The organism is Actinomadura keratinilytica, from assembly GCF_039539665.1.
Lineage (GTDB): Bacteria > Actinomycetota > Actinomycetes > Streptosporangiales > Streptosporangiaceae > Spirillospora > Spirillospora keratinilytica.
The window spans coordinates 1-13192 of record NZ_BAABDO010000153.1 but is presented as its reverse complement, the minus strand read 5'-3'; the positions used below and the strand labels follow the sequence as shown (position 1 = coordinate 13192).

Annotated in this window: 11 protein-coding genes; 6 read left to right on the top strand and 5 right to left on the bottom strand. The window is 74.3% G+C overall.

The window, feature by feature from the left end; genetic code table 11:
* The coding region (gene sepH / locus ABD879_RS29630) for a septation protein SepH (RefSeq protein WP_345025014.1) at positions 1 to 1489 on the bottom strand (1489 nt) is incomplete at its 3' end.
* A 405-nt stretch (positions 1490 to 1894) separates the two neighbouring features.
* Here sepH and ABD879_RS29625 point away from each other — a divergent pair.
* The gene (locus tag ABD879_RS29625) at positions 1895 to 2923 is read left to right on the top strand and encodes a hypothetical protein (RefSeq protein ID WP_345025013.1); all 1029 of its coding nucleotides are present in this window, start codon (positions 1895 to 1897) and stop codon (positions 2921 to 2923) included.
* A 13-nt stretch (positions 2924 to 2936) separates the two neighbouring features.
* Here the strand turns inward: ABD879_RS29625 and ABD879_RS29620 are convergent, their stop codons facing one another.
* Both ABD879_RS29620 and ABD879_RS29615 read right to left on the bottom strand, forming a co-directional pair.
* Positions 2937 to 4259, bottom strand: a complete 1323-nt coding sequence (locus ABD879_RS29620; protein ID WP_345025012.1) for a D-arabinono-1,4-lactone oxidase — start codon at positions 4257 to 4259, stop codon at positions 2937 to 2939.
* Positions 4260 to 4303: 44 nt separating this feature from the next.
* A complete protein-coding gene (locus tag ABD879_RS29615) occupies positions 4304 to 5494 on the bottom strand; it encodes an MFS transporter (protein WP_345025011.1) in 1191 nt (396 codons plus the stop codon).
* A gap of 210 nt (positions 5495 to 5704) precedes the next feature.
* On the opposite strand from ABD879_RS29615, the gene ABD879_RS29610 reads away from it, so the two are divergent.
* The 3 genes from ABD879_RS29610 to ABD879_RS29600 all read left to right on the top strand — a co-directional run bounded on the left by ABD879_RS29610 (position 5705) and on the right by ABD879_RS29600 (position 8958).
* On the top strand, positions 5705 to 6961 hold the full coding sequence (locus ABD879_RS29610; protein WP_345025010.1) for a lytic transglycosylase domain-containing protein: 1257 nt from the start codon (positions 5705 to 5707) through the stop codon (positions 6959 to 6961).
* Between the two features lie 205 nt (positions 6962 to 7166).
* Positions 7167 to 8102, top strand: a complete 936-nt coding sequence (locus ABD879_RS29605) for a ferrochelatase (RefSeq protein ID WP_345025009.1) — start codon at positions 7167 to 7169, stop codon at positions 8100 to 8102.
* A 37-nt stretch (positions 8103 to 8139) separates the two neighbouring features.
* Positions 8140 to 8958, top strand: a complete 819-nt coding sequence (locus ABD879_RS29600; RefSeq protein ID WP_345025008.1) for an inositol monophosphatase family protein — start codon at positions 8140 to 8142, stop codon at positions 8956 to 8958.
* A 200-nt stretch (positions 8959 to 9158) separates the two neighbouring features.
* On the opposite strand, the gene ABD879_RS29595 is transcribed toward ABD879_RS29600, so the two are convergent.
* Positions 9159 to 9335 carry a hypothetical protein gene (locus ABD879_RS29595; RefSeq protein ID WP_345025007.1) on the bottom strand — a complete coding sequence of 59 codons (177 nt, stop codon included), beginning with the start codon at positions 9333 to 9335 and terminating at the stop codon, positions 9159 to 9161.
* A gap of 180 nt (positions 9336 to 9515) precedes the next feature.
* Between ABD879_RS29595 and ABD879_RS29590 the strand changes: the two genes are divergently transcribed.
* Positions 9516 to 10169 (top strand): response regulator transcription factor, encoded by a 654-nt coding sequence (locus tag ABD879_RS29590; RefSeq protein ID WP_345025005.1) that lies wholly within the window; start codon positions 9516 to 9518, stop codon positions 10167 to 10169.
* Complete coding sequence (locus ABD879_RS29585) at positions 10166 to 11473, top strand: sensor histidine kinase (protein ID WP_345025004.1); 1308 nt, start codon at positions 10166 to 10168, stop codon at positions 11471 to 11473. Before ABD879_RS29590 ends, ABD879_RS29585 begins: the two co-directional genes overlap by 4 nt.
* A gap of 26 nt (positions 11474 to 11499) precedes the next feature.
* Here ABD879_RS29585 and ABD879_RS29580 read toward each other — a convergent pair.
* Positions 11500 to 13192 (bottom strand): ABC transporter substrate-binding protein (locus ABD879_RS29580; protein ID WP_345025003.1); only part of this gene is annotated, 1693 nt, incomplete at its 5' end.

Genomic DNA, 13192 nt, shown 5'->3' with positions numbered 1-13192 from the left:
TGGGCGGGGCCGCGGGTTCCGGTGGGGCCGCTGCGGCGGGCGCCTCGGCCGCGGGCACGTCGGCGGGGTCGGCGGCGGGTCCGACCGCGGGCTCGGCGGCAGGAGGCTCGGCCGGGGGACCGGCGGGCTCCTCGGCCTGCGGCTCCTCGGCCGCGGCCGCGGGCTCGGGCTCCGCCGGTTCCGGTTCGTCCTTCGGCGTGCCGGCCTGCGCGGCCGCGGCCTCTTCCGGCCGGGGCGCCTGTTCGGCCTGCTGCGCCTCGGCCTCGCCGTCGCCGGCCTCGGCTCCGGCAGCCGCCTCCGCGGCGTTCTCAGCGGTGTTCTCAGCGGCGTCCGCGGCCTCGGCGGGCCGGGACTCCGCCTCGGCGGGCTGCGGTTCGGCCTCGGCGGCCTCGTCCGCCGCCTCGTCGGTCTCCGCGGCGTCCTTTGCGGCGTCCTTTGCGGCGTCGTCGTCGGCCGCGGAGTCTGCGGCGTTCTCGGCGGCCTCGGCGGTCTCCTCGGCCCCGTCGGCGGGCCGCTCCTCCGGCTGCTCGGCGGCGGCCTCGGGCGCCTCCCCGTCGGCGGCCGCCCCGTCCTCCCGCGGCTCCTGCGGCTCCTCGGGAGCGTCCTGGGCGGGCGCGGAGGACGCGGGGGCGGCCTCGTCCGGCGCCGACGCGGCGGGCTCCTCGCGCGGCGGCGGAACCGGCGCCTCGGGCAGCGACAGCGGCTGCGGACGCGGTTCGACGATCCGCGTCGGCGCGGCCCGCAGCGGCGGCTCGGCGGGCGGCTCGTACCCGGCGGGGATGCCGCGCGCCGCCGGGCCGGGCAGCGGCGCCGGTCCGATGCCGAACGGGCGCGCATCGCTGACGACCTTCATCGCGGGCCGGCGCGGCACCAGCGGCGTGACGGTGTCGCCGAGCGAGTCGTCCTCGTCGTCCCAGTCCACGGCGGTCAGCCGCGCGGCGACCTCGTCCAGCGGCGACACGTGCCGGCGGCGCGGGTCGAACACCCACTCGGCGGCGTGCGGACGGCCGTTCTCGAAGAACGACAGGCGCACCCGCCAGGTGTTGTCCTCGCACTTCCAGGAGTCCCACTCGACGTCCTCGAGGTCCACCCCGCCCCGGCCCAGGCGCTCCTCCACGGTCTCGCCGAGCGGCGGCCCGGGAGTGGAGTCGCCCGGCCGGCGCACCGCGACCCGCTGCGCCTGCTGCGCCATGTACTCGCGCTCCTGCAGGACCGGACCCTCGAACCAGCGGACGCGCTCCACCGGGATTCCGGCGGACTCTGCGATCTCCTCCGCCGTCTCGCCGGACCGGATGCGAGCCTGGATCTCCTTGGGACGCAAGGGACTCTCCACTTCGATCTCGAACTGGCCGAGGCGGGAGAAGTGCCCACGGACCGCTGCACGCAGCCGATCGTCGACGGGCAGGGTGAACCGGGTGCCTCGGCCCGCGGTGGCCAGGACGAGGTACGTACCGTCCTCGCTGACCGCGACGAGGCGCAGCTCCTGCATGCGTGTCCTTCCTGCCCTTCCTGACGGCACTGAGGGCGCATGCGTGCCCTTCCCCCCGGAATCCCGAGTCTCTCTTTCGGACACACCTGCTGCCAGCACCGTACCCGGCATGTCCGAACATCGCCGCTCTCGAAGCCCTCTTCAGGAGGCTGAAGAGGGCACCTGGCCCAGCTTGCCCGTGCGGCGGTCCGGCCGGGGGCGCCCTGCCGGTTTCTTGTGGATCCTTTTCCACACTGTGCCCGATGCGAGCCCGTGGCTCCAGTCCGCCGCACGGGTCGCGTCCCGGCGCGGCAGTTGCGAGCGTCACGTCCGTGCCTGGAACACCCACACAGTGCCATTAGTTTCGGTTTGCGGGACTTTACCTGGTTTGTGTGGGACGACCTGTTTTTAGGGGGACGCTCGTCGATGCCGCGACGGCTGCCGGATGTCAGTACCACCCAGCTCATCGCGAGCGGTGTCGCCACCCTGGCCGCCGCTTGGGGGGCGTCGTACCTGGGGGTGTACGGGACGATCCTCGGCGCGGCCTTCATGAGCGTGGCGTCCACGGCCGGGACCGCGGTCTGCAAGTACTACCTCGACCAGGGCAAGGAGCAGCTCCAGGAGAAGAACCGGGACACCGCGCAGGAGGCGGCGCAGGAAGCGGCGCGGGAGGCCGCCAGCGCCGACCCCACGCGCACCGTGGTCTGGCCCGAGGGAGTGCGCCCCGCTGACCCGGCGATGCTCGTCGGCGACCCCGGCGCCACGCGCCCGGACCCCGGCGCGCGCCACTCCGACCCCAATGCGACGCGTCTCGACCCGGGCGCCCTGTACCCGCCGGGCGGGTCGGACCCCAACGCCACGCGCGTCGACGTCCCGGTGCCGCACGGCGCGGCCGACCCCACGCGGGCCGTGGCGGCCGCCCTCGCCGACGAGGCGGGGGAGGAGGCCGCGAGGGCCGCCGCGTGGCGGACCGCGTTCGACGCCACGGCCCAGTGGGCCCGGCGGCGCTGGAAGGTGCTGCTGCTGTCGTCGGCGGTCGTGTTCGCCGTCGTCATGGGAGGCATCAGCGTCTACGAGTGGCAGACCGGCAAGCCGATCGGCAGCAGCACCGGCAAGGGCACCACCCTCGACCAGGTGTTCGGCGGCGGCGGTGCGCGCGGCGACGGCGGAGGCGACGTCACGCCCACGCCCACCGCGTCCGAGCAGGACACCGGCGGCCCGTCCGCTCCTTCCACCGGCCCGTCCGACGACCCCACGCGGCAGGCGTCCACCGAGCCGGAGCCCACGCCCTCCGCCAGCGTCCCGCAGGAGCCGTCGTCCCGCCCGACGACGCCCGCGCCGTCCCGCACGCCCACCCAGGCCCCGTCCGGCACGCCCGGCGGCGGTCAGGAGGACGACGGCGGCGGGCAGGGCGGCACCGGCTCCGGCGCCGACCCCGACTCGACCCCGCGCTGACCGCGGGCCGGGGTCAGTCGCCGAACACGCGCCGGGTGTAGGGGTTGGCGAAGCGCCGGTCGGGGTCGAGCTCGTCGCGCAGGGCGACGAAGTCGCCGAACCGCGGGTAGACCGTCTCCAGGTAGGCGGCGTCGCGGGTGTGGAGCTTGCCCCAGTGGGGGCGGCCGCCGATCGCGGTCATCAGCTCCTCGACGCCCTGGAAGTACTCCTCGTGCCGGTCGCGGTGGTAGACGTGCACGGCGATGAACGCGGTGGGGCGGTCGTAGGCCATCGACAGCCACGCGTCCTCGGGCGGCAGCACGCGCACCTCGATCGGGAAGCTGATGCGCCAGTCCCGCTTGTCGAACAGGGCGCGCAGCTCGCGCAGCGTCGGCACGAGCATCTCGCGGGGGATCGCGTACTCCTGCTCCTTGAACCGCACCGTGCGCGGGCTGGTGAAGACCTTGTAGGACGTGTCGGTGTAGGTGCGCGCCCCCAGCGCCCTTGCCGACACGGCGTTCAGGCGGGGGGTGACGGCCGGCGCGCGGTGGGTGACGCGGTTGAGCACCCCGAACACGGTGTTGGACAGGAACTGGTCGTCCAGCCAGTACCGCAGTTTGGGCAGGGGCCTGGCCGGGCCCTCGACGCGGTTGTTGCGCTTGGTCAGGCACCCGTCGGTGTGCGGGAACCAGTAGAACTCGAAGTGCTCGTTGGCCTCGGCGAACTCGTCCGTGCGCGCCAGCACCTCGTCCCAGCGCATCGGCTGCTCCTGCGCGCGCAGCAGGAAGCGGGGGACGGTGCGCCAGGTGATGGCGGTGACGATGCCGAGCGCGCCCACGCCCGCGCGCGCGGCGTCGAACAGGTCGGGGCGCTCGTCGCGGGAGCAGGTGACCACGCTGCCGTCGGCGAGCACCAGCTCCAGGGCGGCGACCTGGGAGGCGAGCCCGGCGACGTCCCGGCCGGTGCCGTGCGTGGCGGTCTGCAGGGCGCCCGCAACGGTCTGCTGCTGGATGTCGCCCATGTTGGCCAGGGCCAGCCCGTGCTCGTCCAGGAGCCTGTTGAGGGCGTGCAGGGGGAGCCCCGCTTCCACGGTGACCAGCCGGGTGGCGGTGTCGACGGAGCGGACGGCTCTCAGGCGGTCGGGACGCAGCATGATTCCCTCGGCCACGGCCGCCCCGGTGAAGGAGTGGCCGGTGCCGATCATCCGGACCGTGCGGCCCTCGTCGGCGGCCGCGCGGACCGCGGCGGCGACCTCGCCGGTGTCGCGGGGGGCCAGGACGCGCTGGGGGACGGCGCGCTGGTTGCCCGCCCAGTTCCGCCAGGTCTGCGTGCTCGCGGGGGACCTCGAGGGGGACATGGCAGGACTCTACTCGTCCCACCGTTCATGAGGAAAGTTCATGTTTACTGTTCGGCGGTGCGCAGGCGGCGCGTCCCGGCCAGCCCCACGGCCGCCGCCGCCAGCGCGGCGCCCAGCGGCACCAGGAACGCGGTGCCGGCCCCGTGCCCGTCCACGACCCGGCCCGCGATCGAGGACCCGAACGCCAGCCCCACCCCGATCAGCGTCGACACCGTCGCCAGGCCCTCGGTGAGCTGGTGCGGCGGCACCAGCCGCTCCACCAGCCCGTACCCCGGGATCACCGTCGGGGAGATCGCCAGCCCGGAGAAGAACACCACGGCCATCATCAACCACAGGTCGTCGACCAGCACGGGCGGCACCAGGCCCACCGCCAGCAGCACCAGCCCCACGCGGAAACGCCGGTCCAGGCGGCTCTTCCACGCCCGCGCCCCGTACCACAGCGCGGCCGCGCCGCTGCCCAGCCCGTAGCAGCCCAGCAGCACCCCGGCCAGCCCCTTGTGCCCCTCCTCCTCGGCGAACGCCACCCCCGTGACGTCGATCGCCGCGAACACCACGCCCAGCATCAGGAACACCGGCGCCAGCACCATGAGCCCCGGATTGCCGAACAGCGCGGCGCCCCGGGCCCGCTCGCGCGGCCGCGGCGGCGGCTCGGTGGCGCGCTGCACCGCCAGCGCCAGGCAGCCCACCAGGGTGAACAGGGCGGACGCGCCCAGCCCGGCCGCCGGATGCACGCCCGTGGCCAGCGCCGTGACCAGCAGCGGCCCCACCACGAAGATCGTCTCGTCGACCACCGACTCGAACGAGAACGCCGTGTTCAGCCGGGCGGGACGCTCCCGCAGCACATGCGACCAGCGCGCCCGCACCCAGGCGCCCAGCGACGGCTGCGTCACCCCCGCCAGCGCGGCGGCCGGGAACAGCGTCCAGGCGGCCAGCGCGAGCTCGGCGCACAGGACCAGCGCGGCGAACCCGGCGGCGTTGGCCAGCGCCAGCGGAACCAGCACCCGGTGCTGCCCGTACCGGTCGGCGAACCGCGCGCTCACCGGCCCGCCGGCCGCGTACGCCAGCGACATCGTCGCCGACACCGCGCCCGCGACGCCGTACGATCCGGTGGCCGCCGACACCAGCAGGACGACGCCGATCCCCACCATGGCCATCGACATCCGCCCCACCAGGCCCGCGGCGACGAACAGGCGGGCCCCGGGAACGGCGAGCAGCTCCCGGTACGCGTTGGCCAACCCTGGTCCCCTCTCCCCGCCCGGGTGAACTCCCGGGTAACCTCGTCCCCTCCGCCCCCGGAGGTCGCACCGGACGCGTGCGGCGGCGCACCGCCGCCTCCCCGCGCCGCGACCCGTCACAGTGATCCGCGAGGTCGGAACATGATCACGCTACCCAAACGTGACAACTGCAAAGAACCTGTAACCAAGCCGTAGCGACGCTCGTTGGGAATGGTTGTGGCTTCCTCCTCACCCCCGCACGCCCCCGCCCGGCCGCAACGCACCGAGCAGGCGAGCCCGCCGAAGAAGGCCCGGAAGGCCCGTGCGGCGGCGCCCCGCCCCCCGCGCGGCCGCCGCGGGCTGACGGCCGCCGCGGCCGGCATCGCCGTGCTGTGCGCCGGGAATCTCGGAGGCGGCGTCTACGTCGCGCTGAGCGCCGACGGCGAACGCGGCACGTCCCGCGGCGCCGCGTCGCGCACCCAGAGCCCGCCGACCGGCGGCCCGGGCGGCCCGGTCGCCAACGTCGCCGAGGAACGCCAGGTCGCCCCGCTGCGGCGGGTCGTCCCCCCGGACGTGCTGGCCGTGTCGCGCAGCGGCCCCATCGGCCGGGCCGCGATCGCCAGGATCGGCAGGCTGAAGGGGGTGCGGGACGTCATCGCGGTGGCGGGCGGGGCGGTGCAGCTGCAGGGGCGCGGCATCAACACCTTCGCCGTCGACCCGTCCCGGTTCCGGTCCTGGACGCCGCCGGGCACCGCCAAGCGCAACGACCTGTGGGAGGCGCTGGCCGCCGGAGGGTTCGTGGTCTCCACGGCGGCGGCCGACCAGCTGCGCCTGGCCCGGGGCACCCGCTACCCGGTGGTGGCCCGCACCATCCCGCAGCTGGAGATGGGCGGGTCGGGCACCCTGGGGCTGCCCGGCATCGACATGCTGGTGAACAGCAAGACCGGCACCGAGATGGGCCTGGTGCCCAACGTCGCGGTCATGGTCAACGCACCCGGCGTGGACGCGGCGAAACTCGCGGCCGCGGTGAAGAAGATCCTTGGGCGCAACGCCGACGTGGTGAACCTGCACGAGCAGCGCTACCAGGCCCCCTCCGAGGCGAACGGGCGCCCCGGCAGCTACCTGGACCTCTACAAGCAGGCCGCGCGCAGCTGCCCCGGCCTGTCCTGGACGGTGCTCGCCGCCATCGGCCAGGTGGAAAGCGACCACGGCCGCAACGCAGGCCGCTCCAGCGCGGGGGCGCTCGGCCCCATGCAGTTCCTGCCGTCCACGTGGCGCTCCTACGGCGTGGACGGCGACGGCGACGGCAAGGCCGACATCATGAACCCCTACGACGCCGTCCCCGCCGCCGCCCGCTACCTGTGCGCCCACGGCGCCGGCAAGGGCGGACGGCAGCTCTACCAGGCGATCTGGGCCTACAACCACGCCGACTGGTACGTCCAGAAGGTCCTGAACCTGGCCAGGGCCTACGCCGTGCGTTACGACTAGGCCCTGTTCGACGGGCCTGCCTGACGGGCCCTGTCTGACGGGCTGTGCCCGACTGCCCCTGCTGACTGGCCCTGCTGACTGGCGCAGCCCCGCCACTGAGGGGCCGCCGGACGTTCACCCCGGGGCCGCGCACGGCACCCGGACGCGGCTGGTTGGATGGAGCCATGACCGCGAATGGAGCGAGCCGGTAAGTGACAGATCGACTATGACTGACTACGACGCGTTGCTCCTGTTGTCGTTCGGCGGGCCCGAGGGACCAGACGACGTGATGCCGTTCCTGGAGAACGTCACACGCGGCCGGAACGTCCCGCGCGAGCGCCTGGAACAGGTCGCCGAGCACTACTACCTGTTCGGGGGCGTCAGCCCCATCAACGAGCAGTGCCGCAGGCTCAAGGCGGCCATCGAGGCCGACCTGGCCGCGCACTCCATCGACCTGCCGGTGTACTGGGGCAACCGGAACTGGACGCCGTACCTGGCCGACACGGTCCGCCAGATGGCCGCCGACGGCGTGCGCCGCGCCGCCGCGTTCGTCACCTCCGCCTACAGCGGCTACTCCTCGGAACTGCAGTACCTGGAGGACATCGCCCGCGCGCGCGAGGAGGTGCCGGGGGCCCCGCAGATCGACAAGCTGCCGGCGTACTGCCGCCGCCCCGGGTTCATCGACCCGTTCGTGGACGGCCTGCGCGACGCCCTGGCGCGGCTCCCGCAGGACGCCCGCGTGCTGTTCACCGCGCACAGCGTGCCGCTGGCGCAGCCCGGCCGCGCGGACTACGTCGCCGAGCTGGAGGACGTCGCGGCGACCGTCGCCGAGCGGGCCGCGCCCGGCCGTCCGTGGGACCTGGTGTACCAGAGCCGCAGCGGCCCGCCCGCCCAGCCGTGGCTGGAGCCCGACATCTGCGACCACATGGAGAAGCTGGCGGCCGAGGGCGTCGGCGCGGTGGCGGTCGTGCCGATCGGGTTCGTGTCCGACCACATGGAGGTCAAGTACGACCTGGACGTCGAGGCGGCGGACAAGGCGGCCGCGCTGGGCGTGCGGTTCGAGCGCGTTGCGACGCCCTGCCCCGACCCGCGCTTCGCCGCGCTCGCCCGCGAGCTGGTCACCGAGCCGGCGGGCGGGGCCGCCGCGGGCGCGGGCCGCTGACGGCCGCGCGCGACGACGAGATACCGATGAGGGGGATATGAGGGTGCGCAGCCTGCCCGAGGAGCTGCTCGAACTGGCGGTGGCCGTGGCCCGCGAGGCGGGCCGGATGCTGGTCGACAAGCGTCCGGCCGGCGGGCCGGACGTGGTGCAGACCAAGTCCAGCCCGACCGACGTGGTCACCCAGATGGACCGGGCCGCCGAGAAGCTGATCATCGACCGGATCCGCGAGCGGCGGCCCGACGACGGCTTCCTCGGCGAGGAGGGCGGCACCCGGGCCGGCGGCAGCGCCGTCCGGTGGGTGATCGACCCCATCGACGGCACCGTCAACTACCTGTACGACCTGCCCGACTGGGGCGTCAGCGTGGCCGCCGAGGTGGACGGCGAGGTCGTGGCGGGCGCGGTGGACATGCCGCGCCGCGGCGAGACCTACACGGCGGCGCGCGGCGCCGGCGCGCTGCTGCACACCGCCACCGGCACCCGCGAGCTGCGCTGCAACACCGGGGTGCCGCTGAACCGGGCGCTGGTGGCCACCGGGTTCGGGTACGAGGCGCGGCGCCGCGCCCACCAGGCCGAGGTGCTCACCGGGGTGCTGCCGAACGTGCGCGACATCCGCCGCGGCGGCTCGTGCAGCGTGGACCTGTGCTCGCTGGCCGCCGGACGGGTGGACGCCTACTACGAGCGCGGCGTCCAGGCGTGGGACGTGGCCGCGGGCGCGCTGGTCGTGCGGGAGGCCGGGGGCCGCGTCGGCGGCCTGAACGGCGCCCCCGCGGGCCCGGACCTGGTCATCGCGGCCGCGCCGGGCCTGTGGGAGGAGCTGCACGACCTGCTGGCCCCGCTGGACCCCGCCCGCGACTGACCCCGGCCAGGGCGCCACAGGAGGTCACAGAGCCGTACAGGCCCCGTCTGCGACGGCGCGCCCACGGGGTGTCGCCTTGGGCGCGCAGGCCGGGGCCGCCCACGCCCTCCCGGTGGGCGCACCGCCGTGCGGGGAGAAGAAGCGGGGAGCACCGGACTCACGTTCCCGTGAGCGCACTGCTCCCCGCTCCCCGCGCGCGTCTATTCGCAGCGGGACGGCTCGAGGCCGATGTCGTGGTTCGCCGCGATCCGGCGCAGTTCTTTGATCTCCTCCTGGCGGATGTCCGCCAGGTAGGTGTCGCCGACGGCGTGGGCATGGCGCAGCGACTCGTACGCGTCGTCGAGCCGCTGCTGGATCGCACGTGACAACTCGCCCATGGACCTCCTCCCGGGAACAGGCCCCCCTTACCCACACCTACGCTTGGAATAAACCTGATTCGGGATGAAATTTTCAGCGCAACCTGACATACCTGCTGCCGGCCGCTGACGAGGGAACTTACCGGCGTCTTACGGTTGACGTGGGACCGTGGCCGGGCCGAGGGCCGAGGAGGAGACCAAGTGCGTGTTCTGGTCGTCGAGGACGAGCGGGTCCTCGCGGACGCGATCGCCACCGGGTTGCGCCGCGAGGCGCTCGCCGTGGACGTCGCCTACGACGGCGCGGGCGCGCTCGACCGGGCCGAGGTCAACGAGTACGACGTGATCGTGCTCGACCGCGACCTGCCCAAGGTGCACGGCGACGAGGTGTGCAAGCGGCTGGTCGCCCGCCGCTACTCCGCCCGCATCATCATGCTCACCGCCGCGGGGGAGCTGGACGACAAGGTCGAGGGCCTGTCCATCGGCGCCGACGACTATCTGGCCAAGCCGTTCGCGTTCGCCGAGCTGATCGCCCGGGTGCGGGCCCTCGGCCGGCGCGCCGCCGCCCCGCTGCCGCCGGTGCTGGAGCGCGCCGGGATCAAGCTCGACCCCGCCCGCCGCGAGGTGGAGCGCGACGGCCGCCCGATCGACCTGACCCGCAAGGAGTTCGCGGTGCTGGAGGTGCTGCTCAGCGCTGACGGCGCGGTGGTCAGCTCCGAGCAGCTGCTGGAGAAGGCATGGGACGAGCACATCGACCCGTTCACCAACGTGGTGCGGGTCACGATGATGACGCTGCGCAAGAAGCTGGGGGACCCGCCGATCATCGAGACGGTCCCGGGAGTGGGGTACCGCCTGTGACCCCGCCCTCCGCCGCCCAGGACGGGACCGGCGCCCCGCCGCCCGCCGACGTCCAGGCCGCCGCGACGCGTCCCGTCGCCCCCGGCGGGCCGCAGGAGACCGGGCACGGCGGATGGCACGGCTCCACCGGACCCAACCCGCTGCCGCCGGTCGGCAGGGGCAGAGGCCGCGGCGTCGTATCCCTCGGCGCGGACCTGCGCGCCCTGCCGAGCCGGGTGAGCGTGCGGCTGCGCCTGACCGTGCTGTACGGGCTGCTGTTCTTCTTCGCCGGGGCGCTGCTGCTGTTCGTGACGTATTTGCTGGTCGGGTCGATCCTCAACTCGGTGTTCCCGCGCGGCTATGTGATCTACACGCCGTCCGGGCCGCCGGTGGGCGCCGAGGTGCTCAAGGAGATCACCATGAAGCGGCTGGTCAGCCGGTCGCTGGTGGCGCTGGCCGGGGTCGGGATCATCGCCGTGGTGCTGGGCTACTTCGTGGCCGACCGGGCGCTCAGCCCGCTGCAGAAGGTGACCGCGACCGCGCGCCGCCTGTCGGAGAGCACCCTGCACGAGCGCATCGCGCTGGAGGGCCCCGACGACGAGATCAAGGAGCTGGCCGACACCTTCGACGCGATGCTGGAGCGGCTCGGGCAGGCGTTCGACTCCCAGCGCCGGTTCGTCGCCAACGCCTCGCACGAGCTGCGCACCCCCCTGGCGATCAACCGGACGCTGCTGGAGGTGGCGCTCGGCGACCCCGAGGCGTCCGACGACCTGAAGACGGTGGGCCGCACGCTGCTGGCCACCAACGCCCGGCACGAACGGCTGATCGAGGGACTGCTGCTGCTGGCCCGCAGCGAACGCCAGCTCACCACCCGCACCCCGGTGAACCTCGCCGAGGTCGCCGCGACCGTGCTGGAGACGCACGGCAAGCGCGAGCACGACAACGACGTCACCGTGCACCCCGAGCTGACCACCGGCACCACGCTGGGCGATCCGGTGCTGCTGGAGCACCTGGTGTCCAACCTGGTGGACAACGCCGTCAAGCACAACGCCGACGGCGGCGAGGTGTGGGTGCGCACCGGCGTGCTGGACGGGTACGCCACCGTGCAGGTGGAGAACACCGGCCCGGTCGTGCCCGCCTACGAGGTGGACCGCCTGTTCGAGCCGTTCCGCAGGCTCAACTCCGACCGGGTCGAGTCGGCCAAGGGCGCCGGGCTGGGGCTGTCGATCGTGCGGTCGGTCGTGCTGGCCCACCGCGGCACGGTGTACGCCGCGCCGCGCTCGGGCGGCGGCCTCATCGTCACCGTGCGGCTGCCGCTCGGCTGACCCCGCCCCGGCCCCGCGGCGGGCCGCTACCGGCGGGCGGCGGTGGCCACGGTCGGGAACCCCTCGGGGTCGAGGTCCAGACCGCTGAACCTGTCGGAGACCATGGCCCCGTCCAGGTCGGTCACCACGGGGATGATGGCCATGTCGTCCAGGGCGCGCTTCTCGGCGGCCCGCATGAGGCGCGTGCGGCCCGCCTCGTCCCGGGTGGCGAGGTAGGCGGCCAGGTTGGCGTCGAACGTCTTGTCCTTCCAGCCGCCGTAGTTGGCCCTGCCGTTGTCGGCGGTGGCGATCTGGTCGCCGGCCAGCAGCGGCTGCAGCACCGTGTAGGCCGAGGGGTAGTCGGGCTGCCAGCCCTGCGCGATCAGGCCCTGGGCGTCCTTCGCGGTGACCGCCCTGGTGAGCGCCCGGTAGTCCGAGCTCGAGTAGGTCCGCAGGGTCACCTTCCAGCCCAGCACCTGCTCCAGCTGCTGCGCGACCGCCTGCGACCAGGTGCGGTAGCCGCCGAGAGCGCGCAGGTGGAGGTCCACCTCGGTGCCCGGCCCCGCGCCCGCCTCCTGCGCCAGGCGCTTGGCCTCCTCGACGTTCCGCTGCTCGCACGACGGGCAGCGGCCGCGCCCGTCGAACCCGGGGAGGGCGGGCGACACCAGCCCGATCGCCGGGCGGGCGAGCCCGCCCATCGCGGTGGTCGCGATCTGCTGCCGGTCGAGCGCGTAGGAGACGGCCTGGCGCACCCGGCGGTCGCGCAGCGGCCCGCGCGTGGTGATGGGGATCAGCAGCCGCTGGGACATGGCGGGGCGGACCCGCAGCTCGCGGGCGGTGCCGGCCGGACGCGCCGTCGTGGTGTCGACGGCGGCCCAGTCGACCGTGCCCGCCGTGAACGCGGTCATGAGCGCCGTCATGTCCGGGACCAGCCGCACCCGCACGCTGTCGAGCCTGGTCTTGCCGAACGCCCACCGCTCGTTGCGGACCAGCACCGCCTCGCCGTCCTTGGTATAGGACTGCAGCTTGAACGGGCCGTTGCCGATCGGGGCGGTGTTGTAGGACAGGTTGTCGTACTGGCCCGCGGCCCTGGGCACGGGTGCGAAGACCGGGTCGGACAGGCGGTCGGTGAACCCGCAGTCGCCCTCCTCGAGCTCCACGATCAGCGTGTTGCCCGATGCCCGCACGCCCGCCAAGGTCTGCGCGTCGCGTCGGGACACCGCCGGGTAGCCCCTGATGTCGGCCAGCAGGTAGGCGGTGGTCCCGTTGGCGGCGACGTGCCGGGCCCAGCCGCGGGCGAACGCCTCGGCGTCCACCGGTTCCCCGTTGGAGAACGTGGTGCCCGGCTTGATCTCGATCTTCCACTGGCGGCACGTGTCGTCGGAGGTGATGCTGCGGGCCATGCGCAGCCGGCTCGTGCCGTCCTGCTTGATCTCGGTGAGTCCGGTGAACAGCTGCCTGGCCAGGAAGCATTCGGTGCCGAACGCCGATTGGGCCGGGTCGATCTCGCCCTTGGCGGACTGCGGCGCGGTCATCGCCACCCGCACCTGGCCGCCCTCCGCGGGCTTCGCCGGGGCCCGCTCGCGGTTCAGCTGCACGAGGACCACGCTCCCGCCGACGACCAGCGCGGCGAGGGCCGCGGCGCCGCCCGCGGCCAGCACGCCGATGCCGCGCCGCCGGGGACGGCCACCGGGCCCCATCGGCGACGTCGGCCGCTGCTGCCAGGCGGGATGGGCGCCG

What these genes read in the sequence shown, in the direction of transcription:
- ABD879_RS29600 (WP_345025008.1), top strand. Translation starts at nt 8,140, where the DNA reads ATGAGGGTGCGCAGCCTGCCCGAGGAGCTGCTCGAACTGGCGGTGGCC.
- ABD879_RS29610 (WP_345025010.1), top strand. Translation starts at nt 5,705, where the DNA reads ATGGTTGTGGCTTCCTCCTCACCCCCGCACGCCCCCGCCCGGCCGCAA.
- ABD879_RS29605 (WP_345025009.1), top strand. Translation starts at nt 7,167, where the DNA reads ATGACTGACTACGACGCGTTGCTCCTGTTGTCGTTCGGCGGGCCCGAG.
- ABD879_RS29620 (WP_345025012.1), bottom strand. Translation starts at nt 4,259, where the DNA reads ATGTCCCCCTCGAGGTCCCCCGCGAGCACGCAGACCTGGCGGAACTGG.
- ABD879_RS29625 (WP_345025013.1), top strand. Translation starts at nt 1,895, where the DNA reads ATGCCGCGACGGCTGCCGGATGTCAGTACCACCCAGCTCATCGCGAGC.
- ABD879_RS29595 (WP_345025007.1), bottom strand. Translation starts at nt 9,335, where the DNA reads ATGGGCGAGTTGTCACGTGCGATCCAGCAGCGGCTCGACGACGCGTAC.